Origin of the sequence: Leptospira biflexa serovar Patoc strain 'Patoc 1 (Paris)' (assembly GCF_000017685.1) — a bacterium.
In the GTDB taxonomy this organism is placed as follows: Bacteria; Spirochaetota; Leptospiria; order Leptospirales; family Leptospiraceae; genus Leptospira_A; species Leptospira_A biflexa.
Genome location: NC_010602.1, coordinates 1,763,945 through 1,790,284, shown reverse-complemented (window position 1 = coordinate 1,790,284; position 26,340 = coordinate 1,763,945). Strand labels below are relative to the sequence as shown.

The 26,340-nt window shown below is 40.0% G+C and carries 26 protein-coding genes; 9 read left to right on the top strand and 17 right to left on the bottom strand.

Features of this window, described 5'->3' with window-relative positions; translation table 11 throughout:
- Positions 1-104: 104 nt before the first annotated feature.
- From LEPBI_RS08485 to LEPBI_RS08470, 4 genes are all read right to left on the bottom strand, one after another.
- Positions 105-1,679: a sodium:neurotransmitter symporter family protein gene (locus LEPBI_RS08485; protein WP_143708647.1), complete on the bottom strand. Its 1,575-nt coding sequence runs from the start codon at positions 1,677-1,679 to the stop codon at positions 105-107.
- A 100-nt stretch (positions 1,680-1,779) separates the two neighbouring features.
- Complete coding sequence (locus LEPBI_RS08480) at positions 1,780-2,175, bottom strand: helix-turn-helix domain-containing protein (RefSeq protein ID WP_041769816.1); 396 nt, start codon at positions 2,173-2,175, stop codon at positions 1,780-1,782.
- A 101-nt stretch (positions 2,176-2,276) separates the two neighbouring features.
- A complete protein-coding gene (locus tag LEPBI_RS08475) occupies positions 2,277-3,794 on the bottom strand; it encodes an LIC12015 family putative lipoprotein (RefSeq protein ID WP_012388699.1) in 1,518 nt (505 codons plus the stop codon).
- A gap of 36 nt (positions 3,795-3,830) precedes the next feature.
- Positions 3,831-4,160, bottom strand: a complete 330-nt coding sequence (locus LEPBI_RS08470) for a hypothetical protein (protein WP_012388698.1) — start codon at positions 4,158-4,160, stop codon at positions 3,831-3,833.
- Positions 4,161-4,234: 74 nt separating this feature from the next.
- Here LEPBI_RS08470 and LEPBI_RS08465 point away from each other — a divergent pair, with 74 nt between their 5' ends.
- Positions 4,235-4,591: an STAS domain-containing protein gene (locus LEPBI_RS08465; RefSeq protein WP_012388697.1), complete on the top strand. Its 357-nt coding sequence runs from the start codon at positions 4,235-4,237 to the stop codon at positions 4,589-4,591.
- Between the two features lie 7 nt (positions 4,592-4,598).
- Positions 4,599-5,345, top strand: a complete 747-nt coding sequence (locus tag LEPBI_RS08460) for a diacylglycerol/polyprenol kinase family protein (RefSeq protein WP_012388696.1) — start codon at positions 4,599-4,601, stop codon at positions 5,343-5,345.
- Between the two features lie 10 nt (positions 5,346-5,355).
- Here LEPBI_RS08460 and LEPBI_RS08455 read toward each other — a convergent pair whose 3' ends face one another.
- The 8 genes from LEPBI_RS08455 to eno are packed head-to-tail and all read right to left on the bottom strand — an operon-like array spanning position 5,356 to position 12,640.
- Positions 5,356-5,946 carry a hypothetical protein gene (locus LEPBI_RS08455; protein ID WP_226992919.1) on the bottom strand — a complete coding sequence of 197 codons (591 nt, stop codon included), beginning with the start codon at positions 5,944-5,946 and terminating at the stop codon, positions 5,356-5,358.
- The gene (locus LEPBI_RS08450) at positions 5,921-6,454 is read right to left on the bottom strand and encodes a DUF4416 family protein (RefSeq protein WP_012388694.1); all 534 of its coding nucleotides are present in this window, start codon (positions 6,452-6,454) and stop codon (positions 5,921-5,923) included. Before LEPBI_RS08450 ends, LEPBI_RS08455 begins: the two co-directional genes overlap by 26 nt.
- 2 nt (positions 6,455-6,456) lie before the next feature.
- Positions 6,457-7,836 carry a TldD/PmbA family protein gene (locus LEPBI_RS08445; protein ID WP_041770004.1) on the bottom strand — a complete coding sequence of 460 codons (1,380 nt, stop codon included), beginning with the start codon at positions 7,834-7,836 and terminating at the stop codon, positions 6,457-6,459.
- Positions 7,836-9,221, bottom strand: coding sequence for a TldD/PmbA family protein (locus tag LEPBI_RS08440; RefSeq protein WP_012388692.1), 1,386 nt, complete (start codon positions 9,219-9,221; stop codon positions 7,836-7,838). Before LEPBI_RS08440 ends, LEPBI_RS08445 begins: the two co-directional genes overlap by 1 nt.
- Positions 9,222-9,262: 41 nt before the next feature.
- Complete coding sequence (locus tag LEPBI_RS08435; RefSeq protein WP_012388691.1) at positions 9,263-10,276, bottom strand: YheT family hydrolase; 1,014 nt, start codon at positions 10,274-10,276, stop codon at positions 9,263-9,265.
- On the bottom strand, positions 10,263-10,871 hold the full coding sequence (locus tag LEPBI_RS08430) for a ClpP family protease (protein ID WP_012388690.1): 609 nt from the start codon (positions 10,869-10,871) through the stop codon (positions 10,263-10,265). The genes LEPBI_RS08435 and LEPBI_RS08430 overlap by 14 nt, the downstream gene beginning before the upstream one ends.
- Position 10,872: 1 nt before the next feature.
- Positions 10,873-11,337 carry an FtsB family cell division protein gene (locus LEPBI_RS08425; RefSeq protein ID WP_012388689.1) on the bottom strand — a complete coding sequence of 155 codons (465 nt, stop codon included), beginning with the start codon at positions 11,335-11,337 and terminating at the stop codon, positions 10,873-10,875.
- 1 nt (position 11,338) lies between these two features.
- Positions 11,339-12,640, bottom strand: coding sequence for a phosphopyruvate hydratase (gene eno / locus LEPBI_RS08420; protein WP_012388688.1), 1,302 nt, complete (start codon positions 12,638-12,640; stop codon positions 11,339-11,341).
- A gap of 122 nt (positions 12,641-12,762) precedes the next feature.
- Here eno and lepA point away from each other — a divergent pair, with 122 nt between their 5' ends.
- Genes lepA through LEPBI_RS08400 form a run of 4 tightly spaced genes read left to right on the top strand, consistent with a single transcriptional unit; the run spans position 12,763 to position 17,494 of the window.
- Positions 12,763-14,568, top strand: a complete 1,806-nt coding sequence (lepA, locus tag LEPBI_RS08415; protein ID WP_012388687.1) for a translation elongation factor 4 — start codon at positions 12,763-12,765, stop codon at positions 14,566-14,568.
- Between the two features lie 12 nt (positions 14,569-14,580).
- A complete protein-coding gene (locus LEPBI_RS08410) occupies positions 14,581-15,651 on the top strand; it encodes a 1-aminocyclopropane-1-carboxylate deaminase (protein WP_012388686.1) in 1,071 nt (356 codons plus the stop codon).
- A gap of 5 nt (positions 15,652-15,656) precedes the next feature.
- Positions 15,657-16,643, top strand: coding sequence for a glycosyltransferase family 2 protein (locus LEPBI_RS08405; RefSeq protein WP_012388685.1), 987 nt, complete (start codon positions 15,657-15,659; stop codon positions 16,641-16,643).
- A 20-nt stretch (positions 16,644-16,663) separates the two neighbouring features.
- A complete protein-coding gene (locus LEPBI_RS08400; RefSeq protein ID WP_012388684.1) occupies positions 16,664-17,494 on the top strand; it encodes a hypothetical protein in 831 nt (276 codons plus the stop codon).
- Between the two features lie 66 nt (positions 17,495-17,560).
- Here LEPBI_RS08400 and LEPBI_RS08395 read toward each other — a convergent pair whose 3' ends face one another.
- Genes LEPBI_RS08395 through LEPBI_RS08385 form a run of 3 tightly spaced genes read right to left on the bottom strand, consistent with a single transcriptional unit; the run spans position 17,561 to position 20,934 of the window.
- Complete coding sequence (locus LEPBI_RS08395) at positions 17,561-18,292, bottom strand: succinate dehydrogenase/fumarate reductase iron-sulfur subunit (RefSeq protein ID WP_041770003.1); 732 nt, start codon at positions 18,290-18,292, stop codon at positions 17,561-17,563.
- A gap of 8 nt (positions 18,293-18,300) precedes the next feature.
- Positions 18,301-20,226: a fumarate reductase/succinate dehydrogenase flavoprotein subunit gene (locus LEPBI_RS08390; protein WP_012388682.1), complete on the bottom strand. Its 1,926-nt coding sequence runs from the start codon at positions 20,224-20,226 to the stop codon at positions 18,301-18,303.
- 18 nt (positions 20,227-20,244) lie between these two features.
- The gene (locus tag LEPBI_RS08385) at positions 20,245-20,934 is read right to left on the bottom strand and encodes a succinate dehydrogenase cytochrome b subunit (protein WP_012388681.1); all 690 of its coding nucleotides are present in this window, start codon (positions 20,932-20,934) and stop codon (positions 20,245-20,247) included.
- A gap of 173 nt (positions 20,935-21,107) precedes the next feature.
- Between LEPBI_RS08385 and LEPBI_RS08380 the strand changes: the two genes are divergently transcribed.
- Both LEPBI_RS08380 and LEPBI_RS08375 read left to right on the top strand, forming a co-directional pair.
- Complete coding sequence (locus LEPBI_RS08380; RefSeq protein WP_012388680.1) at positions 21,108-21,647, top strand: hypothetical protein; 540 nt, start codon at positions 21,108-21,110, stop codon at positions 21,645-21,647.
- Positions 21,648-21,763: 116 nt separating this feature from the next.
- Positions 21,764-23,938 (top strand): bifunctional SulP family inorganic anion transporter/carbonic anhydrase, encoded by a 2,175-nt coding sequence (locus LEPBI_RS08375; RefSeq protein WP_012388679.1) that lies wholly within the window; start codon positions 21,764-21,766, stop codon positions 23,936-23,938.
- Positions 23,939-23,954: 16 nt separating this feature from the next.
- On the opposite strand, the gene LEPBI_RS08370 is transcribed toward LEPBI_RS08375, so the two are convergent.
- Positions 23,955-24,341, bottom strand: a complete 387-nt coding sequence (locus tag LEPBI_RS08370; RefSeq protein ID WP_012388678.1) for a DoxX family membrane protein — start codon at positions 24,339-24,341, stop codon at positions 23,955-23,957.
- A gap of 332 nt (positions 24,342-24,673) precedes the next feature.
- Between LEPBI_RS08370 and LEPBI_RS08365 the strand changes: the two genes are divergently transcribed.
- Positions 24,674-25,147, top strand: coding sequence for a hypothetical protein (locus LEPBI_RS08365; protein ID WP_226992918.1), 474 nt, complete (start codon positions 24,674-24,676; stop codon positions 25,145-25,147).
- 5 nt (positions 25,148-25,152) lie between these two features.
- Here LEPBI_RS08365 and LEPBI_RS08360 read toward each other — a convergent pair whose 3' ends face one another.
- Positions 25,153-25,728: a hypothetical protein gene (locus tag LEPBI_RS08360; protein WP_012388676.1), complete on the bottom strand. Its 576-nt coding sequence runs from the start codon at positions 25,726-25,728 to the stop codon at positions 25,153-25,155.
- Positions 25,729-26,340: the final 612 nt, after the last annotated feature.

Here is a 26,340-nt window from a genome sequence, read left to right as displayed (position 1 = left end):
CTAAAAAGAAGGATCACACAGACAACAGTTAAACTAATCACAGAAACCAAAGAAACAGTCATAATCAGGATTCCTTGCCAATTGAGTTCAGCTTGTGTCGTCATTTAAGTGAGTACCTTATCTTTTTTATGTTCTAATGCTTTTGAGACCAAAAAATATATAAAACCGTAGATGAGTAAAAGTCCAATCACAACGGATCTGGCAATCACAGCTTTTGTTTTGGCATCCTCAACATTTTGGCCTTTATTTTCAGCAAGAAGTCCCATCACTTCGGGGTTCATTTTATCTAAATATTCAGGCAAATTCATATAACAAAAGGATACAAAAATAAAAAATAAAAACCAAGGAGTGATGTATTTTAAAACAAATTTAATCGGTTTCGGGAAAGGGATCAAGCTTCCCTCATTCGCCTCTTTTTCTCCTCTATCCACACCTATCTTAAAGACATAGACAAATATTTGAATGGAAGCCAAAATATAAATCATAATCGTTCCAATATAAAAATCGGCGATATCAAGCGCCGCAAAATCTTTGTTAAAGTAAATAATCGGTAAACATAATACAAATGTAAATAGAAACAGCATCAATGAGGACTTACGCCTTCCCATTCGAAATCCTTCTTCTAGAAATAATATCCCTGGCTGTAACATAGTGACAGAAGAGGTGATGGCAGCTAGGAAAAGTACAAGAAACCAAAGACCACCAAAAAAATCCCCACCAGGCATCATTCCAAAAACAGAGGGTAAGGCAATGAATCCCATCCCAAAAGTCCCAAAGGATGTTACTTGCATTCCTAAGAATAAAAAAGCAACTGGGATGGTAATCATTCCACCAAACACAACTTCTGCGAATTCATTGATCGAAGCAGACGACAAACTTGATAAAACAACATCATCTTTTTTCTTCAGAAAACTAGAAAACACGAGAGCAATTCCAAATCCTGTTGATAAAGAGAAAAAAATCTGGCCTGCAGCACTGATCCAAACTTTTGGTTCGGTTAATTTGGACCAATCTGGATTCCACATCACAGCAAGCCCTTTTTCAATCCCAGGGATGGTAAGGACTCGAATTAAAATGATGGTTGCACATATCCCCATCAATGGCATTGCAATTTTTGCAAATGCTTCCAAACCTTTGGATAATCCCCGATACACTAAAAAAAAATTAAATAAGACACAAATCAGAAAAAAGACAATGATTGGGGAATGAAAACTAGATCCATTCTCTGATGCTCCCGTCAGGTTCATAAAAAATGTAGAAGCTTCTTTTGTCATACCAGCTTGTGTGGTCGCAGATAATGACATTTGGCCAGTTAAAAAATAATAAGCATATGCCAAACACCAGGATTCAATGAAAACATAATATACGTAAATCATCACACCGATGGTTCCTGATAATCGTAATGGAAATCCTTTTAGGTATTCACGGAATATAAAAGGAGTGCTATGACCGTGTTTTCCACCCATCCTTCCCATGGTCCATTCTGCCAAACAAACGGGGATACCCAATATGAGAAAACTGATGATGTAGGGTACCATAAAGGCACCACCACCGTTTTGTGCCGCCTGTCCAGGAAACCGTAAAAAATTCCCAAGCCCGATGGCACCACTCGCAACCGCTAAAATCAAACCGACACGACTGGCCCAACCTTCTTGGTGTTCCGCTTGTCTCTCTTTCATCATGGACTATTGAATGGTTTTGGAATTATGTGACAAAATCTTTTTGTCTGGAAGTGAGAAAAAGCAAGGCCAGAGAGACCTTGCTTTGTTGATTTTCAATTTAGCCTAAAAAAAGCTCGTTTTTTTCCATTTTGAGAACTTTTGAAACCAGATTCTTAAAATCTTCTGGTGGTTCTAAAAGTCCAAGTTCTACTTTTGACAGAAACGGAGTCGAAACTTTCAATTTCTTAGCGAAATCGTATTGTTTGATTCCTAACTCCCGTCGGACTGCCCAAAGTTTGTTTTTCAATCCATTGGAAAACTCAGGGTAGATGTCTTCCACAGCGCTATCATTGAAGAGTTTATCAACGGACGTTTTGAGATACTTGGCACAAGATGACTTGAATTTTTCAGTCGGATCTTGGGCACCAGTCTCAATTTTGGAAAGATAACTCGGAGAAACCCCCAGAGCCCTTGCCATATCGTACTGTTTGATGCCTCTCTTCTTTCGAAGCATGTAAATGTGATTGTTCATTTATCCCCCCTAACAGTCAAAATATGTCAAATATGGCAAAATTCAATAAAAAAATTTTGCCATATTCCAAATCTTGTGGGAGATTAAAGTGTAACTTCCTTTAAACGATCGTTTGCTATCACCAAATTATACGTAGTTTTGAGACCCGAAACTTTCTGTTCGATGAAAGAATTCCTTTGGGTTCCTTCCATTTCGGATTTGATCCTTTCTCTTACCGCAACATATGGTTTTGGAATTCGATTTTGAGGATTCTTTGGGTCTTGGTCAGAGTAAGCATACAACTTACCTGCCTCATAAGCATCACGCATTTGCGCTTCTGTAACGTTTACGGGAATTGATTTGATCTCATCCTGAAGTGATTTGAGTGCCAAACTCACTTTCATCTTATCCAATTGCATCAAATAACCAATTTCATTTTCGACGTTTTGAACACGTTTGGATGTTTCCGCAATTTTTCCTTGTAGGATGGTTGATTGGAATAGGTTCAACATATCCCAAGTTTTTGCTTTTTCTGTTTTGTATTCTTGTTTGAGCTGAGAAGGGATGGCATCAAAATCAGCATTCAAATCTTTCCAAGTATAACTTTTTCCTTCTTTGTTGGAAAACAGACTGTATTCAGGAGTGAAGATTTTTGGATCCACATCATCTGGACCTGTGAACCTGGGAAGGTTTGCCACTGTGATCCCACTTTCTTCTGTGATCTTTTTTAACTCTTTTTGGTACAATCCTTGTTCATACTCTTTCATTGTATGAGAAGCAAATTGGTTCGCTTTGTCAAAAGATTCCCCTTCAGTGAAGTAAGCAATACTTGCTTTGGCTTCTGCATCTTCGTGGGTTTTTCCATATTCAATGGCTTCTGTTCTAAAAGAATCAAAAATAGAAGTAAAGTATTGCCTGAGTCTTTCTGGATGTACTTTTTCTTTTCCAAGGGAACGAACTACATAAACAATTCTACCTTCACCTTGTTTTGCGTAGGCGATGAATTTTCCTTCTTTGACGATTCGGACTTCATTTAAAATATCTTCCAATGGAGTTTCTGCACAATTGGTACAAAAAGGTTCCAATTTTCCACCGATAGGTTTTCTAGTCATATCGTCAGTCGCTTTTGAAATCTCAACCGCTACTTCTTTATCAGAAAGAGTATTCAAACGATCTGCTAACTCTTGTGCTTTTTTTAAGTTTTCAGATTCGTCTTCACCACGAACGAGTGCTAGTTGTAAGTTTATAAATTCTAATGGTTTTGATTTCAAACCATTTTTGACATACTCACGCATATAAACATTGAGCTTTAAAAAATCTTTTACTAACGATTCGATTTTGGCAACATCAGCTTCTGATACTTTTTTAGCGGCAATGGCATCTTTCAGTAAAATTTTTTCTAGGGCAATGCTTTCCAAAATTTTCCCTTGGATGTCGGCACTAATTGGTTGTGGTTCCGTGTTCCCTCGTTTGGAGGCTTCAATTACAAAATTCATCTCTCTACGGGTCACCGTACCACCATCAAATGTCGCTAGGATTTCTGTATCCTTGGAACAATTGATAAGGGGTAGGAGAATGAAACCGAGTAAAATCACTCGATGGATTAGTTTGTTTCGAATCATTGGGGTTCCTTGTCTTTTTTCTGTCTTTAAAGTTGATTAGTATTTGCGAACGGGTCGTTCTGTTTTTTTGGGTTCTTGGGGGAGCGAAAGGGTCACTTCTTCTTTGGCTCGTTCCAAGGGTTTCGGATCTTCTTGGTTTGGTTTGGATTTGAGAGGTTTTAAGGTAGAACCTAGTTTTTCCACTCGAAGACCCAAAATTTCTGATTTTTGATCTTCTAACTTAGCCATTTCTGATAAAAATGTTTCTTTCAAAATGGGAGAATATTCCCTGTCAGTAGCAAGCCGATCCGTGAGTTTTTTCAGTTCCACCACATCACGGTCAAGTTCGTCCAGTTTTTTATAAAGATGAGCAACAGTAACCTTCAAATCGCACTTCCTTCCAAAACTTTTATTTACTTGCAATAGAGTGCAAGAATGAAATAAGAAAATTAGAAAAATTTATGAGTTTAGACGATTTAGTAGTTTCCACTGAAAAAATTGATACCGTATACGTAACCAAATTACAGGGAAATCTAAACAACTTCACTGCAGAAAAATGCATCAAATCTGTAACCAACTCCTTAAAACATGGATCGGTCATCTTGGATTTGGAAGAGCTAAATATGGTCACCACCCAAGGCATCATCGCCTTTAAAACCTTAAACGAAGAAGCGTTCTTACAAAAACATAAAATCATCCTCATCAACCTTCCGTTAAGCGTAAGACAGGCTTTTCTAATGGCAGGGGTTCGTAATTTATTCCCAATTGCAAATAATGAAGAAGCAGCATTTAAAATGGCTTCAAGACCCAGTAGGTAAATCAAAAATGAATTCAGGATTTAATTTTTTCCGTAAAATTTGGCATGTACTTGGCCTCATCATTCCCGTAACTTTGTATTTGGATCCTTTCCAAGGTGCATTTGATTTGATGTATGCAACAAGGGCAATTCTAGTCACAAGCCTTGGGTTTTTTCTTTTGGGGCTGATTCTTTTAGAAATTGTGCGACTGACCCATAGCGGATTTGAAGCTTTTTTTTATCGATACTTCGGATTCCTCATGAAAGAATCGGAACGAAAACGTTTTAATGGAACTGTTCCTTATTTTTTAGCCAACTTAATTGTTGTTTGTTTTTTCCCAGCAGAAATCGCCATCCTTGCCATTTTATTCCTTGTGATCGGAGATCCATTCGCAGCCTATGTGGGAAGTAAATATGGAAAACACCGTTTTTACAATGGAAAGTCCATTGAGGGAGTGTTTGGTTTTTTAATCCCAGCGTTTTTATTTTCGATACTCGTTTTGTATCTTTTCACGAAAACCCATCCGGAAAGTTTTTTATCCCTTTATGACCATCAAGGTTTTACATGGACTCCCATAGTCATTGTTTTTGTCTCTGTCCTTGTATCATGTGCGACCGAATTTTTTTCCAATACAACGGCAAAAGGTTTAATTGATGACAACTTACTCATACCTGTGTTTGGTGCCATCGCACTTTCAGTGTTATCTCTTTTGTATTTGGATTATACGCCTATGGATTTTTTCTTTGATCCAAACGCTTTGTACATCGAACGATAAAAGTAAAACTTTATGGTTTCCACTGCAAATGGATGGTGCGCTGTTTGGAGATGGGCTCCATCCCAGGAACATTCACAAGATAGTTGAGTGAAATTGGACCTAAAGCCTCCAATTGGAAGGGTTTGGAATCAATTCCTAAATGTCTGAATTCTTCTTTCAAGAGGGCACCTAAATAATGAAAGGAAACAACCGCATTCGGATTGAATTGGTTTCCTTCCATTCGTTCTTTCGAATTTCCATACTGTAAATAAGCAATGTACTGGTTCTTGAATGCATCGGAACCAACTCCATTCCAAGGTTTGGAAAGTACCAAACGAAAACCTGGGGTTTCTCTTGCGGTAAAATATAAGTAGTTTCCAAAATCTTCGTAATTTGGGTTATCTTTTTTCCATTTTGACCGATCCAAAAGGACTAAGTCGTTTTCTGTTTTGGGTTCTGTACAATCAAGTCGATCATTAAAATTATCACAAAACTGGAATGGATTTGTATTCGTGCCGTGGCAAAAAAAACAAAAAACAAAACAAAACAAACTTACGAAACGTGAGATCAATGGAAAAGGTTTGAAATCATAAAAATTAGCTTTTAAACTTATTAAATTCATAGGATTCTCGTAAGGTATTAAAGAAATAGATGACTTCCTTTTCTTTAAAATAACTTTGTGTGGAAGAGAGTGGTTGCAAAACACCTCTCGTAAAATAATAAACCGTCTCCGCAAATACTCCTTGGAATAAATACATTCGATGGAAATCATCTTTCGATTTTGTTATCACTATGTTATGCGAAGTTACATAACCCGGAATCAACAACACACTCAAATCTTTTTTTTGAAGTAATATCTGGAATTCCAAACATTCTTTCTTTTTTTCAACAATTTCCTCTCTGTGAATCCTTTGTTTGAACGATAAAACCTTTGTATATCGTCCAGGATAAGCAAACTCCCTCTCTGTTTCATCAGGGATCCATTTGGGTAAAAGGATGGATTCATACATGATTTTAGAAAACTTTTTTTCAGCTAAATTTTTTAACTCAAAAAAAGTATCTTCATTCTCATAGGATACGATGAGAAAAAAGGATGCACCTGGTGGCCTTTCTAAAATTTCTTGTGGCATGATTAATTTTCCGAAACACCTGTGACGGTAAATCCATCGAGTAAGAGGTAGGGCACAAAGGATGATTCACCAAGCAATTCGCCTTCTTTTGAGATGGCTTCTATTTGGTGTAAGGCATCAAAGGCATTGCCCACAATTTGCACCTCTCGGACCGGTATTTTTTCACCCGCTTCCAAAAGGTATCCTCCTTTCACAACTCCAGAGAAATCACCAGAAGCACCATCTTTTGTTCCAGAAATTCGATTCACAAACAAGGTTTTTCCTGGTTGTTTGAAAAACTCATCTTTCGAGGAAGTACCTGGTGCAATTTGTAATTGTTTCGGTCCACAACCAGGAAGGCTTTGAGCCCCACCAGTCGCCGATCCATTGGATGTGATAAGCCCTGCTTTTTTAGCTTCATAGGTATTATAAAAGTAGGATTCCAAAACCCCTTCGGTGAGAACTTTTTTAAAACTGGTAGGCATTCCTTCGCGATCAAAACCAGTCGATCCCATAAAACCAATATTTGTTGGATCATCCCAAATGGAGAGTAGAGAAGAGGCTACTTTTTCGCCTAATTTCCCTTCCATCTTCGATTTTCCTTTTCGTAAACTTGTCCCGTTCAAAGATCCAATAAAAAGTCCGAGAAAAAATGAATACACAGCTTCAGGAGGTAATAATACTTTTCCTTGGAACCCTGAAATTGGTTTCGAATAAAGAGCTCCCATACATTTATCGCCAAAATTAAAAAAGGCTTTTTTCCAAAGTGATTGGAACTGATCTTTTTGAAACCCACTCGCTGAATCGTAATCAAAACTACCGACAAGCTCCCCGTCCACACCCATACCCATCACAGAGGCAGAAAGTTCCGCACCAAGTTCATGTGCCATTACACCTTTTGAGGATACGATTAATTTGTAACCCTTGCTAAGCGAAAACTCACCTGAATCAATATTGACCTTTCCATAAAACTCATTTCGCCAACCAAGTGCTTCTTTGGCATAAGAAACCAAATCTTCGATTCCCATTGAATCAAGAGTCATATCATAGGTATCAAATTGTTTGTCGATTGGTCGGGCTTCAGGTAAAATCAAATCAAGATCAGGAGTAGTTTGGCTTTTGGCCAATTGATAAGCTTCTTCTATGGACTCGTACAAACTCGGAATATGATTAGAAATAATAAATCCTTGGTTCCCTTCGTGGATCACTCGAATTCCAAACATATTTTCTTCATTCGCTGTACAGTTGTTTAAATCATTTTTTTCTAAACTGACATCTTCGGAATATCCATAACTGGAATAAATCTCTACTTGATCCATTCCATTTGACTTGGCTTTCTTTACTAAATTCGAAAGTAAATCTTTTTGGTGATTCAATCGTTTTTCTATCGCACCACGATCCATCATTTACCACCTAACAACACTTTAGTTCGAACATATGGTCCACCGGCATCTACTTTCGCAGGTTGGCCTTTCCCGCAGTGGCCCGAACCTAAATCCCACTTAAATTCTTTCGACACCATATCTACATTTTGTAAGACATCAAACGCAAGTCCTGAAACGGTCACACCTTTTAACAAATGAGTGACCTTCCCATTTTGAATGCGATAGGCTTTTTGAACGGCAAACATAAACTCACCTGTGGCATCTGCTTGGCCGTTTTTGGCACCATCTAAATAATACCCATCTTTGGTACTAGCGATCATTTCTTCTAAACTGGAATTTCCTGGTAACAAAAAGGTATTACGCATCCGAATCAATGGGACGTCCCCATACTCCCAGGCCCTTGCAGATCCCGTTGGAGCCACACCAAATCGTTCCGCAGTCTCTCGATTATGAAGGTAGGATGTTAGGATTCCATTTTTAATGATGACAGTATTGGTAGGAATGATCCCCTCATCGTCCACAGGAATGGTTCCTCCAGCTCCTTCATAAAACTCAGAATTACCTGAGTCGCATAACGTAACCAAGTCGGATCCAACACGGTGGCCAATTTTGCCTTGGGCCACAGAGCCTGATAACACAAAATCAGCTTCCACAGTATGCCCAATGGCTTCATGGACAAGAAGTCCCACAATCGATGGCGAAAGGATGACAGTAGAAAGACCACCATCGGGAAGTTCGCTAGTTAACAAATCGACTGCGGTTTTACATGCTTCTTCTGAAATTTCCGTGGCAGATTGGGAACGAAAGAGACAGTCCCAACCACCCGTCACACCAATGGAATGCGAGCCTGATTCCAGTTTCCCATCATCTTTTGCGACGGCAGAGACTCGAAATTCTGGTCGTACCAAACTAAAAAAACTATCAGCACCATCTGTCGTGACAATGGCTTTTTCTTCATAAATTTCAGAATACCCACAACCAACTGACTGCAGTTTGGTGGATTGTTTTACAGCTTCGTTTTGAATGTCGAGAACCATTTTTAATTTTTCTTCTACAGACCGACCACGAAAGTCTTCGATCCCTTTGCCGATAAAATCTCCGATCGCAAAATTTGCCTTCGGTAGATTTGGGATTTTCTCTTTTCTAAGAGCAGAAGATAGCCGTGCTGCTTTTTTGGCGATTTGAATGGCATTTTGGATGGAGGCTTTCGAAATTTCGCTAGTGGATGCAAAACCCCAAGTACCCGATTCGAGAACCCTGACACCAACACCAGTTCGTTTCCGTAGGGCAGTGGATTCTACTCGACCTCGTTCCGCAAAAAAGGAACGACTTTCTTTATGGTGATAACGTAATTCTACGAATCCAGATTCTTCGGATAAACATTCTTTTAATAGGTCACGCATTGTACACCGTCCTTCGTTTCGTTCCTTGGTATTTTTTAGGGTTAGGATTTGATCTTGGAATCAAAAAAATCAAGTAGGATCCTGGGTAACCATCTGCCTTCAGGATTATCGGGGGAAGGGTCGCTGATAAAACCCACATGCCCCCCTTTTTTTGTGAGTACAGTTTGGATCAAAGGATAGGATTTCCATCGTATCTCATGCCAAACTTCTGAGGGAACCACCGGATCATCATCCGCATGGACAATGAGTCCTGGAATTTTAATCCCAGATAAATATTTCACACTAGAACAAATATTGTAATATTCCAAAACATTCGCATAGCCAGCGATTGGTGCCGTAAAAAAATCATCAAAATCAAAGAAGGATTTACTGCGTAGGACTTGTTCTTTCATTTTTTCTGAAATATCATATATGCCTAACATCACCTTTTCTTTCATGGTATCTAAAAAATGGTCTCGGTAAAAATTTCCGGCTCTAGAATCAATAAAATCGCAACTTCGTTTTAAGTCTAAGGGAGGGGAAGTGGCGGTAAATGCCTTAGCATAATGTTCTCTCTTTTCACCAAAAAACTTTAAGACGATATTGGCAGACAAAGAAAATCCGGAAACCAAAATGGACTTTGTAAAATGTTTGTATATGTACTTTAAAACGACTTCGATGTCTTCCGACTGTCCTGCGTTATACGGCTTTTTTGCAAGTCCTAAACCCCTGCCACAGTTACGCAAATTCATTCGGATCACCCCATAACCACGGTTTAGGGCTTCTTTCCCTACACTCACCATATAATGGGATTCAGAACTTCCTTCCATTCCATGAACAAGCATTATATAATAACCGTTCCAAGGCGAAGCATGTTTTCGAACTTTTGCAAGTGGAGGATTGTGTTCTAACCATAAAGTATCCCCAGTGCCATCGTTTGTGGGAATGAGGATGCTTTCGGAATAATACTCATCCTCCAAAGCGTTGTCTGGAGGAAAGAGTACGTTGTAGACAGTTTGAAGGTGTCGACCTTCTAAAAATCTTCTTGGTTTAAAATCTTTGTTAGACGACGTCAATTGTGTTTACGATCTTATCTACGATGCCATAAGCAAGTGCTTGTTCTGCATCCATATAATAATCGCGATCAGTGTCTTCCACCAATTGTTCGTAGGATTTTCCACAAGCGTCAGCTAACATTTGATTGAGTTTTTCTTTTGTTTTGACAATGTCCTGTGCATGGATGAGTAAATCCGTTGCTGGTGCTTGGATTTGCCCACCAATGGATGGTTGGTGGATCATCACTCGACCATTTGGCCAAATGTAACGATTTCCTTTTTTTCCACCAATGAGTAAAATGGATCCCATAGAAGCTGCCATTCCCATACAAACTGTATGAACGGGAGAGGAAATCATTTGCATTGTGTCATAAACAACAAGACCTGAGGTGACAACACCACCGGGACTATTGATATAAAAAGTAATTGGTTTCCCAGGATCCACCATTTCCAAATACATCAATTTGGCAGTGAGTTCTTTAGAGGATTCGTCAGTGACAGGACCCCAGAGAAAGATTTTCCGTTTTTCCAGGAACTTCTTTCCCATGTTTTTATCGCTAATGAGATCTTGGATGGTTTCGGTGATTTCTTTTTCTGGTGTTTCTTCTTCTGGCATATTAGTTCAGTCTTTTCTGGTTAGACGTATGAGGCAAGCGTTTCAGCTTGTAGTACACACCTAGAATCAGGAAAACACTAAAAGAAATATAAAAGAATCGTAACAAAAAGAGGGGAGGTTCTTTCCACTCCCCACCAAAACCTGCTGCTCGGAGTGAGGTCGGTAGGCTTTTTGGTTTTGTTACCGCTCTCTCAGGAAATTCTTCAAACTTGAGGACATGTGCGGTTTCCGAGAGAAGATAATACTTCCGTGCTTCTTGTTCCAAGGCATAGGTATCGTTTTTTAAGCGGCGTTCCTTTTCTTCCAACCCTTGGTTTTCCACCACAAGCCTCTCCACCTCTGCATTCAGTAGGGAAAGATCCTTTTCCAAACGCAATCGTTCTGCCATCCCAGACTCAGACAAAAGTCCCAAGTAGAGAAAAGCACAAACATAGGTTAAAAGAAGAGAGGCTTTGGTTGCTGTCATATTATCTCAGGTTGTAAAACGTATTCACTCCGCTATAGGTTGCATTTTTACCCAACTCTTCTTCGATGCGAAGGAGTTCGTTGTACTTTGCAATTCTGTCGGTTCGGCTTAAGGAACCAGTTTTGATTTGGCCAGAATTAGTTGCGACAGCAATGTGCGAAATGGTCGCATCTTCTGTTTCTCCTGAACGGTGGGAAACAACAGCCGTGTACTGGGCTTTTTTGGCCATTTCAATGGCACTTAGGGTTTCGGTAAGGCTTCCAATTTGGTTTACCTTGATGAGAATCGAGTTACCGATCCCTTTATCAATCCCTTGTGCGAGTTTTTTGATATTGGTTACAAACAAATCATCCCCCACAAGTTGGATCTTTTTCCCTAATTTTTCGGAAAGTTTTTTCCAGCCTGACCAATCGTTTTCGTCCAGACCGTCTTCCATAGTAATGATCGGATACTTGGACACTAAATTTGAGTAGTATTCTACGAGTTCTTCTGCCGTCTTTTCTGGTTTTTTCTCTGCTTTGAGGATGTATTTCTTCTTTTTCTCATCATAGAATTCTGAGGCAGCACAATCGAGTCCGATCTTGATATCGAGGTCTGGTTTGTATCCTGCCTTTTCGATGGCAGTGAGGATGACTTCAATGGCTTCGCTATTACTTGTGAGGTTTGGGGCAAATCCACCTTCATCACCAACGGCGGTGTTCAAACCTTTTCCTTTGAGAACAGTCTTAAGGCTATGGAACACTTCTGCTCCCATCCGAAGAGCTTCTTTGAAGTTTGGAGCCGACACAGGTAGGATCATAAATTCTTGGAAGTCGATATTATTGTCCGCATGGGCACCACCGTTGATGATATTCATCATAGGAACAGGAAGTTCACGAGCGAAGGTTCCCCCGATGTAACGGTATAGTGGAAGTCCTGCATGGACTGCAGCTGCTTTTGCCACTGCCATAGAAACACCTAAAATCGCATTTGCACCTAACTTGGATTTATTGGCAGTTCCATCTAGCGCGATCATCGTACCATCAATTTGGAGTTGGTCCGTTGCGGAAAGCCCGAGGATGGATTTAGAGATTTTTGCATTCACGTTGTCGACAGCTTTTTGGACTCCTTTTCCTCCGTACCTTTTTTTATCACCGTCACGCAGTTCGACTGCTTCGTGTTCTCCAGTGGATGCCCCAGAGGGAACCGCCGCACGACCAAAAGAACCGTCTTCTAAAGTGACATCCACTTCAACGGTTGGATTTCCTCTGGAATCCATAATTTCACGGGCTCTGACGGAACGAATGCTATCTTTTTGGGACATCGGGAATTGTTTCTCCTAAGGGATAATTTCCTTCCAGTCTTAGGAATTTTAAGCCTCTGACAATAAACTTTTTCGACAAAGAGCCTCGTTCCAGGAAAATGACTTAAAAACAAGAGGGAACCGTGAACGAACGCCAAAAATTCACCCGCAATTTTTCCATCATCGCCCATGTCGACCATGGAAAGTCCACTCTGGCGGATCGTTTGCTTGAGATTGGTCTTGTCACGGACAAAAGGACGCAAAAAAACCAAATCCTCGATTCGATGGACATCGAAAGGGAACGTGGGATCACAATCAAAGCCAATAACGCTTCCTTTGATTACCACGCAAAAGATGGAAATATATACCACCTCAATTTGATCGATACTCCAGGCCACGTGGACTTTACGTACGAAGTGTCCCGATCTCTTGCCGCCTGTGAAGGGGTTCTCCTCATCGTCGACGCAAGCCAAGGGGTAGAAGCCCAAACCCTTGCCAATTTATACCTCGCAATGGACCTAGACCTTCGGATCATACCCGTCATCAATAAAATTGATTTACCATCGGCAGACATTGATAAATGCAAATTGATGATTGAGGAATCTCTTGGTCTGAACCCTGAAGAAGCCATTCCCATTTCGGCAAAAACGGGACTCAATGTTCAGGAAGTCTTAGAAGCCATTTGTTATTTATTACCTCCTCCCGTAGGAGATGTGGACGCGCCACTCAAAGCACTCATTTACGATTCATTTTTTGATACCTATATGGGAGTCGTCGCAAAAGTCAGGTTATACGACGGACGATTAAAAAAAGGGGAAATGATCCATATGATGAACATTGGCCGTCAGTTCACTGTGACGGAAGTGGGAATCAATCGTCTCTCCATGGTAGCCTGTGAGGAACTCCAAGCAGGTGATGTAGGGTATGTGGTTGCGGGTATGAAAAAGATGGGAGACGCCAAAACGGGGGATACCATCACGCATGCCAATCGCCAAACGGCAGAAGATGTGAAAGGGTTTAAAGATGCAAAACCAATGGTATTTGCAGGATTATTTCCGATCAATGGAGAAGATTTTGACGCTCTTGTGGATGCAATCGAAAAACTAAAGTTAAACGACTCCGCACTCACCTTTGAAAGAGAAAATTCCGCAGCCCTTGGATTTGGATTCCGTGTGGGATATCTCGGACTTCTCCATATGGAAATTGTACAGGAACGATTGGAACGCGAATTCAATTTAGCACTCATCACCACAGCCCCATCTGTAAAATTTCGGATCACCACCACTAAGGATGAAGTGATCGAAGTGGATAACCCAAGCAAATGGCCCGATCCAATTTTAATTGGAAAGTCTGAGGAACCATTTGTCAAAGCCACCATCATTGCCCCAGAAAGTTATGTGGGAAATATCATGTCCCTTGTGATCGAAAAACGGGGGATCCATTTGGACACAGTGTATTTATCCAAAGACAAACTCCAACTGACCTACGAACTTCCACTCGCAGAGCTCATTTTTGAATTCTATGACAAACTCAAATCATATACCAAAGGTTATGCGTCCCTCGATTATGAAGAGGTAGGGTATCGTGATTCAAAACTGGTTCGAATGGACATCCTTGTGAATGGGGAACCAGTGGATGCTCTTTCTTCGATCGTGCACAAAACCAAAGCAGAAGAACGGGGAAGGGTCATCATTGAAAAATTGAAAGACCTCATCCCGCGACACCAATTCATGATCCCTCTCCAGGCCGCCATTGGATCCAAAGTGGTAGCACGGGAAAGTATCTCTGCCCTTCGTAAAAACGTAACGGCAAAATGTTATGGTGGGGATATCTCCCGTAAGAAAAAACTCCTCGAAAAACAAAAAGAAGGGAAAAAACGAATGAAACAAATCGGAAACGTGGAGATCCCTCAAGAAGCTTTCTTATCCATTTTAAAAACCGGGGACTAACCAACCATTGTGATGTGCCAAACCAAAACCTGGCACTCCAATGGATTTCCCAATGGAAACATAAGGATTACCAAACTTCCTCATTTTTGGATGGTCAGAGATGACTTACTCCCGTTCGGATTTGGTACAAAATGGCGGAAGGTGATGGGAATCCTTTCGCATTTGCATTCCAATCAAATCCCAAAGGTATTACTCTGGGGCGCCATCCATGGCAATTACTTAGCAAGTTTTACTACGATTCTCAGACAATTTGGAATCAGTGTGGAAACCATCACCTATTCCAAAGATCCAAATTTACGCACTTACAACGAACGATTGGTACAAAGCCATTCAGAGAATGTACGTTGTTATGCGAATCGTAAAATCGCTGAGGTCGAATTTTTAGAAACCTCAAAACATTTCCAAGGCCTTTGCCTTCCGGAATTTGGACTCCATCCAAATCTTACGATTGGCCTTACTTCCTTTTGGTTGGAATTACAAGCGGAAATGGAAAGAACCAACCATCCAAGCCTCGAACGAGAATCTAAGGCACCTGATGCGAATGTAAAAACAGATCCTTCCATTCTTATCCCTGGCCAAAACCAGATTCAAAAGAAAAAAAAATATCCCGCCATTCTGATCATGGAAATCGGATCAGGAGTGAGTTTTCTCAGTGCATTTGATTTTTTTTTTGGTTCCTCTGTCCAAGTTCTCGGAGTGATGGTCGGTGAACCAAAAAAAACTTGGCTATCCAAAGTGGAAGGAATCCAATCAAAACTTGGAATGAAGATACGCCCCATTCCAGAAGAACAAATTTTAGAAATGGACCAACACAATTTGGATTCGAAAGCAAGTGCAAACGGTACTCGTTTTGGGAAAAGGAAACCATTCCACAATCAATGGATCCAAAATTTTTATGAAACATACGAAATCTTACTCGAACCGATTTATAGTGCCAATACCGTTCTTTCACTCACGAAATGGATTTCGCGAGAGAATCCAACTCCTTCGATTGCGAAGGAAAATTTAGAATCCCAAACTCCTATTTTTTACCTCCACCAAGGAGGCCAGATCCAACATTTGGATTTGGTTCTACGAAAGTGACCATCATGCACAAGGAAGAATTTCCTCTCGTTTCTATCATTATACCGACGCATAACAGACGTCACCTTGTGGAACGAGCCGTCCTTTCTGTTCTGAACCAAACCTATCCCAATTGGGAACTGCATATCATTGATGATGGTTCAACCGACGACACCTGGTCCTATCTACTGACCCAACTGATGGGATGGAAACGCCAGATCCAATCCTTTGGCAGAATGTTAAAATCAATCCAAATCCACCAAACAGAACATAGGGGAGTGAGTGCGGCACGTAATTTTGGGATTCAAAAATCTTTAGGTGATTGGGTATGTTTTTTAGATTCCGATGATGAATGGTTCAAAGAGAAACTAGAAAAACAAATCCAATACCATACGGACCATAAAGAACTGTATTTTTCGCAAACGAATGAAATTTGGAATAAAAATGGAAATCTCCTCGAACCCAAAGGTAAATACAAAAAACTATCAGGTCATTTTTTAGAGGAATCATTGGCATTGTGTATGGTGACTTGCTCCAGTTTCATTGCTCACAAACAAACTTTGGAAAACATTGGGTCTTTTCGAGAGGAAATGAAAACCTGCGAGGATTATGATTTGTGGAATCGAATTTTATACCAAGGCCATTCCATCGGTTTACTTGCAGAAAATCTTCTCGTTCGGTATGGGGGCCATGAGGACCAATTATCAAACAAGTTCCAAGCCATCGAACGTTTTCGTTTGTATTCTTTACTCTGCCTAGCCAATGAAACTTGGCAAAAATCTGAATCGGTGCCAGGCGGACTAGAAAATGGGAAGGAAAACTCAAATCAGTGGACAAACAAACAAAATTCACTCAAAAAAGCCATTCTCCTTCGTTTGGATACACTGATCCACGGAAGGAAAAAACGCGGAAAAGAAGTACAATTATTCAGCAATTGGAAAGAATTATTCGGTAAGAATCAACCCATACCCCAAAAGGATTTGTTGACTTTGTTAGACGATTCCTTATTCTAATCGATACAAAATGAGGTCACATGAAACGTATCGAAGTTATTTTTTTCTCCTTTTTATTATTTTGTTTAACACAACCAACGTTTGCTGAGCAAAACGTTCCCTATGACATTCGGTTTCGTGTTTCGGTGAATAATGTTCCATTTCCTGCAAAAACCAACCCGTATTATTTAAGTCATATCCTAGAAGTTCGAATCTTTCGTCACTTGAACTTGGATTTTTCTCCGAGTGAGATCGAGTCTATGGTCGATTTTATGATCACGCATGCGTCAAAAGAACATCCGAATCAAATTTATTTACCAGGTTACGAAAAAGATTCTGAACTCGTCATCGGATTTCGTTACATCGAAAAAGAGGGTGATTTGCTCTTTCTTGTTGTTACGAATTATAATGTTGAAAAAAACAAAATTGATACAAGTGATTTCCAAAAACAATTGGCAACCATCTGCCAAGTCAAATCCAACCGATTTGTTTACTTTGAAGATTTATATTCAGATAAAAAAGCAACGGAATACAAGGAAGAGGGGAAACTCTTAAGCCTTGCCAATTTGTATTTGATGGATGAAGATCCAAATAACGATGATTTGGTAGACCCACTCTTAGAAAAAATCTTAACGGATGAAAAGAGTCATCCACTCGAAAAATTTTATGCATTTTTAACGAGAGGCCAACTCGCTCTCATCCAACGCAATTTACCGATAGCAGAGGAGATCAAATCTAAATCACAAGATCAAATCAACCAATTGAAAGGGGATGATAAATTACGCGCCGAATATGTGATGAAATTGTTTTCAAAAGAACTAGAGACTATGAAAGTTTTCCAAAAAACGAATAACCAACTTTTTAAGATTTAAACATAAAAAAACCCGGAGTATTAATTCCGGGTTTTTCTTTTCTCAAAGGAAATCAATCTAAGTGGATTAGCTTGAAATGAATTCTCTGTTGAGCTTTGTGATGAAGTTGACAGAAATTTCTTTCGGACAAGCTGCTTCACATTCGTATTGGTTTGTACAATTTCCAAAACCTTCTTTGTCCATTGCACTTACCATTTTACGTACCCTTTCTTTTTTCTCTACCACACCTTGTGGTAAAAGAGCCAAGTGAGATACCTTCGCCGAAACAAATAACATCGCTGATGCATTTTTACAGGCAGCGACACAAGCCCCACATCCAATACAAGTCGCCGCATCCATCGCAAGGTCAGCATCTACTTTTGGAATCGGCAGGGCATTTCCATCAGGAGCCCCACCAGTGTTTACATTGACATACCCACCGGCTTGGATGATGCGATCAAATGCAGATCGGTCTACCACGAGGTCCTTAGTGACTGGGAATGCTTTGGCACGCCAAGGTTCGATCACGACGGTATCACCATCTTTGAACTTACGCATATGCAATTGGCAAGTGGTGGTTCCTTTTTCTGGACCATGCGGAACACCGTTGATCACCATAGAACATGATCCACAAATCCCTTCCCGACAGTCATGGTCGAAAGCGATGGGATCATCTCCTTTTTTGATGAGATCGTCGTTCACAACATCAAGCATTTCCAAAAAGGACATATGTTCGCTTACGTTGTTTGCTTCGTAACTCACCATACGACCTTTGTCGTTTTTGTCTTTTTGTCTCCAAACTTTCAGGTGTAACTTCATTGTATCCATTATTTGTAGCTCCTTACGGCTAAGTGGATGTTTTCGTATTCGAGTTTTTCTCGGTGTTCTACCGGAGTTTTTCCTTCTCCTTGGTATTCCCAAGCGGATACGTGGCAGAATTTATCATCGTTACGTTTTGCTTCGCCATCTTCTGTTTGGTGTTCTTCTCGGAAGTGACCACCACAAGATTCTTCTCTTGTAAGGGCATCAAGGCACATGAGTTCGCCAAACTCTAAGAAGTCGGCAACACGGCCTGCTTTCTCTAACTCTTGGTTCAGTTCTTCCCCTTTGCCCGCAACTTTTACGTTTTTCCAAAATTCTTCTCTGAGTTCAGGGATTTTTTTCAAAGCGTCTTTTAGGCCTTTTTCGTTACGCGCCATACCACATTGGTCCCACATGATTTTTCCAAGCGCTCTATGGAAATCATCTGGAGTTTTATTCCCATTGATCGTTAAGAATTTGTTTGTCATTTCACGAACACGGGCTTCTGCTTCTTTGAATTCAGGGCGGTCTGTGGAAATATTTTTGGCTCCTTCTTTGGCAAAATAATCACCAATTGTGTAAGGGATGACAAAATAACCATCCGCAAGGCCTTGCATGAGGGCAGAGGCACCGAGGCGGTTCGCACCATGGTCAGAGAAGTTGGCTTCCCCAAGGACATGGAGACCAGGGATGTTTGACATGAGGTTATAATCGACCCAAAGCCCACCCATTGTATAGTGAACGGCAGGGTAGATCCGCATTGGCACTTTGTATGGGTTTTCGCCAGTGATTCGTTCGTACATCTGGAAGAGGTTGTCGTAACGGTCTGCGACGACTGGTTCTCCCAATCGTTTGATGGAATCCGAAAAGTCCAAATACACACCAAGACGTTTGTCTCCCACTTTTGGTCCCACACCGAGGCCATTGTCACAGGCTTCTTTTGCAGAACGAGACGAGATGTCACGAGGGGCAAGGTTTCCGTAAGAAGGATACTTTCTTTCTAGGTAATAATCTCTTTCTTCCTCAGGGATTTGATGAGGAGGGCGAAGGTCATCTTTTTTCTTTGGCACCCAAACTCGTCCGTCATTTCGGAGAGATTCCGACATTAGGGTAAGTTTCGATTGGTAGTCACCAGATTGTGGGATACAAGTAGGGTGGATTTGCGTATAACATGGGTTTGCAAACGCAGCGCCTTTTTTGTAAGCACGGTAAGTTGCCGTTACATTCGATCCTTTCGCGTTTGTGGAAAGATAAAATACGTTTCCGTAACCACCAGATGCCAAAATCACTGCATCACCTGCATGGGAAGAAATTTCTCCTGTGACTAGGTCACGGACTACAATCCCTTTCGCATGGCCATCCACAAGGACTAACTCCAACATCTCTGTTCTAGGATACATTTTGACAGCACCACGAGAGATTTGTTTTTCTAGGGCAGAGTAGGCACCAAGGAGTAACTGTTGACCTGTTTGACCTTTTGCATAAAAAGTACGAGACACTTGCGCACCACCAAACGAACGATTGGCGAGTGTTCCACCGTATTCACGTGCAAACGGAACCCCTTGTGCCACACACTGGTCAATGATGTTTGTGGAAACTTGTGCTAATCGGTAAACGTTTGCTTCTCTGGCACGGAAATCACCACCTTTTACAGTGTCATAAAACAATCTGTAAACGGAATCTCCATCGTTTTGGTAGTTCTTAGCCGCATTGATCCCACCTTGGGCAGCAATCGAGTGCGCACGTCTAGGACTATCTTGGAAACAAAATACAGACACTTGGTAACCAAGTTCGGAAAGAGTGGCAGCAGCGGATGCTCCCGCTAAACCTGTTCCGACAATGATGACTTTGTATTTCCGTTTGTTTGCGGGGTTCACTAATTTGATGTCTTGTTTGTGTTTGTCCCATTTTTGTTCCAATGGGCCTGATGGTATTTTTGAATCTAATTTCATATTCTCTCCTAAATCCCCTTAACGCACATACCCGAGTAAAATCGAGAGTGGCATGGAACAATTTCCAATGAAGACAAGTAGACCAAGTCCTGTGGAAATCTTTTGAATGGCGGGATTGTGTTTTGGTGCCAGAATCCCAAGCGTTTGTAACATGGAACCCAAAGCATGGGAAAAGTGTAGGGCAAGGAAAACCATGAACACGATGTAGGAAATGGATATAGTTGGGTCTTGGAACCCAAGGATCACCATCGCATACACATCATGCACCACATCTCCATTTTTTAAAATGTACTCGTGAGTGTAGTGGTCTGGGTTGGTATAACCCAAAGTGAAATGTGCTAAATGGTAAATGAGAAACGTTAAAAGTAATAAACCACTGTAAGCCATCGTGCGCGAGGCAACTGATGCTTGGATGGTAGAATTTTTAGCGTAGGAGACGGGTCTAGCAGAACTGTTTTCTAGTTTTAGGAGAATGGCAGTGCATACGTGAGCAACAAAAGCCACGATGAGTCCAATCCGAGCCACCCAGAGAAGGGGTCCTAAATCTTTGAGAAACTTTGCATAGGTGTTTAATTTTTCTGGTCCTTGGAAAACTTGTAGGTTTCCGACCATGTGAAGGATCACGAATCCAAACCAGATAAATCCGGTAATGGCCATTATGATCTTCTTTCCAATTGAGGATCGAAAGAAGTCTAGACTCAACGTCATTGAAGAGCTCCTGTTAGAGTGTAGGTGTAAAATTTTCTATTACGTCCAGATTTAGACGGAATCCACTTTCCGTAAATTCATAAATCTTATGAGGGCTAAAATGAGATTTTGAGTTTGTTTCTCAATTAAGAACCAAACCTTTCCAACAAAGGAAAAGGGATTGAGCCAATACAATGTCTTGGAAAACTTACTACAATTTGTTGCAGCCATCTAGGAAGTCCGTATTTTCTCCCAACCATTCGTTCTCCATTCTCTCTTTTCTTCTCTTAGTGTCCGTATTTTTCTTTGGATCTTGCGGAGCGAAGAACCAAACAACGGTTCTAGAGACAAGGAAAGCCTATCTGAAGGGAGTTGGTTTGCCCATCCTTGTTTCCATCCATCCAAGGCACAATCGTGAGAAAAAAGAATTACAACTTTTTATCAAAACAGAAAACCTAACCAAGATTAACATCACCAAATTTCAAATATTGTTTTTTGCAAGTGACCAAAATCGTCAATTTCTCATTCCCGAAGAACAAAAAACTCCCGAACTCATTTGTTCCATTCCAAAACAGATTCAACCAAATTCTATCTACAAATGCCATGTAGGACCATTTGTGTACCAACAAATTTGGAATTCTATTCATATCCTATCGATTTCGTTCACAACAGAAGACCAAATCCGCCATGTCATCAGCGAAGATGATTTGGATGATGTTGTCCTTTGGTTGTAAATAAACAATCGTTATCATTGGAAAAAAAATTGGACAAAATGTTACAAAAGAAACTGTTTCAAAATTCCATTCGTGTTGACACTATGTACCACACAAATTAGCTTTATTAGACTATTATGTTCTCCAATCTTAAACAAGACATTCCTGCTGGACTCGTTGTATTTTTAGTTGCTCTTCCTCTTTGTTTGGGTGTGGCCTTAGCGAGTGGCGCTCCCTTAATGTCAGGTGTGATCTCAGGAGTGATTGGTGGAATTGTTGTTGGATTTTTAAGTCATTCACGAACAAGTGTTAGTGGTCCTGCGGCAGGACTTGTCACATTAGTTCTTGCGGCAACCGCAGCCCTCGGTGATTATCGAACATTTTTACTAGCAGTTTTCCTTGCAGGGCTCATCCAAATTGCACTTGGTTTTTTACGTGCTGGTTTTATCGCAAATTATGTTCCGTCCAATGTCATCCAAGGTTTACTTGCATCCATTGGTATCATCCTGATCTTAAAACAAATCCCACATTCTGTTGGATTTGATATTGATCCAGAAGAGGACTTTATCTTCTTTCAAAAAGACGGAGAAAATACATTCTCTGAACTTTTAAACATTCGAAAGTATTTTTCTTGGGGAGCAGTGGTGATTGCCTTATCTTCTTTGGCACTCATGGTATTTTATGATAAACTCAAGTGGAAAATTTTGCGTTATGTTCCTTCGCCCGTCCTTGTAATTTTACTCGGAGTCGTTTGGAATCAAATTTTCCGAACTTCATTTCCTAAACTTTACCTAACCGAAAAACATTTAGTGAGTATTCCGAATGTAAAAAATTGGGAAAGTATCTTTTCTTATCCCGATTTTTCTAAGATTTCAAACCAAGACGTCTGGTATTTTGCGTTTACGATCGCTGCATTTGCTACCTTAGAAACTTTACTCAATTTGGATGCTGTGGAACGAATCGATCCACACAAACGACTCGCTTCACCTAACAGGGAGCTTGTTGCACAAGGAGTTGGAAATTCTTTGTCTGGTCTTATCGGAGGTTTGCCGATCACATCCGTCATTGTTCGAAGTTCTGTGAATATTTATGCAGGTGCCAGTACAAAACTCTCTGCAATATTCCATGGAATCTTACTAGCACTCAGTGTTGTTTTCCTAAGTTCTTCCTTAAATTTAATTCCCCTTTCTTCCTTGGCTGTAATTTTGATCGTCACCGGTTTTAAACTGACAAATGTTTCCGTCTACCGATCCATTTATAAAAAAGGATTTTATCAGTTTTTACCCTTTATTTCGACGATCTTGGCTATCATTTTCACAGACCTCCTAACAGGTGTCTTGATTGGTTTAGGTATCAGTTTTATCTTTATTTTAAAAAATAATTACAAAAACCCATTTTCTGTAGAAACGGAAAATTTGAATATTGGAGAAACCATTCGGATTGAACTTCCCAACCAAGTTTCCTTTTTGAATAAAGCATCGATCAAAGATACACTCTGGTCATTGCCTAAAAATGCAAAACTGATAGTGGATGCATCCAACTGTAATTTCATTGACCATGATATCCTAGAGGTTTTAGAAGAATTTAAATCGGTTGTAGCGGTTGAAAAAAACATCCAACTCAATTTAGTGGGAGTGAAAGAAAATTATGAATTGAGCGATCAAGTGCAGTTTGTTAATATTTTAGATAAGGAAGCCCAACAAAAACTAACACCAGACGAAATCCTTCAATTTCTAAAAAGAGGAAACGAAAGATTTGTCAAAGGCAAATGGTCGGAAAAATACTTCAAACACCAAGTGAATGCCACGGCATTTGGCCAAAATCCTATAGCGGTTGTATTATCCTGTATTGACTCACGCACAAGTCCCGAAATTATTTTTGATGCAGGACTTGGGGACATCATTTCGATTCGCATCGCAGGCAATATTGTGAACCAAGAAATTTTAGGGAGTTTGGAGTTATCTTGCGCCAAAATTGGGACTAAACTCATCGTCGTATTGGGGCATTCAAATTGTGGTGCTGTCTCTAGTGCTATTTATGCACTGAAAGATGGAAACATTGCAAGCATCACAAACAAAATCCAAAAGGCTATCGACGACTCGGACGCCAACCCTCAAATTCAAAAAGGGGGAAACGAACATATGTTTAATCATGTTGTGAAAGCAAATGTTTTGAATTCCATTGATGAAATCTTAAGTTCAAGTATTTATTTAAAAGAACAAGTAGATGCCGGTGAATTTAAAATTGTACCGGCATTTTATGATACTTCTTCAGGGGAAGTGCAGTTTTTTGAAACGATCAAAGTAAAATGATCGTTTCTTTTTTTAGTTATACTTTGTGTACCGGAACAAACAATGCTGCAAATGCAGAACGATTGTAATACCCTAAAAATGCATTCGCAACGACAACAAAAATTCCAACGGGTATTCCCTCAGGTGCAATCATAATGTGAACCATAAAGATATTTATGACCACAGGGGCAATGATGACAGACGCTAATGGAACAAATCGTCCCGTTAAAAAGGCGATGGCACAAACAAGCTCCGTAACCTTGATGAAAGTCATCAAGTATCCTGATGCCTTAAGGCCATCGTTAAAAATTTTAATATTCCCTGTCATTTCTGGTTGTTGCACCAGGTTAAATAAAACTGCTATGGAAGAAAAGAGAAACAAAGCTCCGAGGAGCGTCCTCACAATGATGTATAAAATTTTCATTCATTTTTCCTTTGATTTGTTTGTTCGCTAAAATCGTTTCGTATTTAGAATTTTTGCGAAGGAAACAAATCAATTTCAAATGTATAGGAAATTCGAATTCTTTTCTACTCACAATTTACAAAATTTAGGACAAATTGCCCAATTTTTTACAGTAACGAGCAATATATTTTCGTTTATTTGCAATTAATCATTAGGATTTAATTGTGAAAACTCATGTTTTATTCTTACTTTTGATCATGTATTTGGAGGTTTCCTGTCAATCGACAAGGAGGAATGACTCTTTCATTTCGCAGGACAAGATCACAAAGTCATCAATTACACTACAATACGAGATGGATCTTCCCTCCAAAGTGTTAAAAGTAGGACCCAATTTAGAAATTTCCATCGGGAAATTTGCACTGCATTCGTTCAATTCGCTGGCAACTGAAATATTCAATGTTAGTTCCTACAAAGCTCGCAATGAAAATGATCCACTTGAACCAGGAACCATTGTTCTGAGAAAGGTCCAAGTGGATCGTTCGCTCGTTTTTGAAGAAGGGACAACAAAATTCCAACATGCAACATTTGCCTCAATTGTTGAGTTCTTACTTGTAAAAGATACAGGGGAATCCTTTCGGATTTTGGGTAAGTCTCATCCCATTAGAACAAATACAATCCCTTTTTCACCGAATGACAGTGAATCAGAAGAAACAATCGAGGCTAGCATCCGTTCGGCGATTGAAATAGGCCTACGCAAAATCGTTGCCTCAAAAGAAATTGGAAGCATTGAATCAAACCAAGTGATGTTCCAACAGAAAATTGAATAGTGGGATTAAAGATACCCGTCTTTTCTCAAATTGACAACCAACGTTTGGTATGTATTGAGTAGCACTTCTTCCTTATTCTTGGTGGGACCACCCGTAAATGGAAACACAAAGATCATGGGAAGCCACGATACTAAGGTAACGGTATCTTTTAATTCATAGGAATTCGATTTATTCCCTTTAGAAGCGGAAACTTTCAATTCAAATGTAACCGTTTGCCAAAATGGTATCACCGTCAATGATGATGCATTAAAAATTCTAGGAAGAGCAAGCCAAGGACTGGTATTGTCAAATCCAATCCCGTCAATCACCAATTGGGCTTCCTTTGGTCCTTCTACAATTTCACAACAGCCTGATTCAATCATTGCTTTATCAAACCAACTTTTATGAACTGCCGCCATAGCTACTGCATCGATACCTTGTGGAGCCTCATATTTCCAACGGCTGAATACTTTCACTTTCTCTTTTTTAAGATGAATGTATTCGTCTTGTTGCACCAAAGGTAATTTGTTTCCCTTAAAGGTGGCACAGCCGAATGCCAATATCACAATCATCGCATAGATACTCTTTTTAAATGTTTTCATTTTTATCTCACTTTAAAATTCAATAGACTAACTATCGAATCTCCATTCATATAGGGGGGGGGGTATAAAAATCAAATCTTTTTTCTTTTGGTTCTCTACTGGAATTCTTTTTTGTTTTTAGCTGCGAAAGAAGTAAGATGGGATTCAGATCGATTTGATGACCGAACCACTGGAACAGTAGATCAAAACTTGAGTTCCAATACTCTGGCCTTCGATACGATACATCGAATCAACAATCCGAAAGAAGTTTCATATTCATTCACGTCTGAACCAGGATATTCATCATACTTTTTGTAAAGTATGTATTGGAACAAAACTGTAAAGGATATACGAGTACACTCAAACGGCATGGGTCTAATGCGACATAAGATTGATTATGGGAAGTAACTCACTGCATCACGTAAGAATCTACTCGAAACCCTAGCCGTTGCATCATCTAAAAATCTACTCCAAATTTAGATAAGGAAACGATTCAATCATACAGACGAACCACCGATTCAAAAAAATGAACCCTAATCTCACATATCGAATCGTTTCATCCAAAGATTCTGCATCTCTACTCACCAATCTTCTAGCTCCTCGATTCCGTAATTGACTTTCTTTACCATTTTC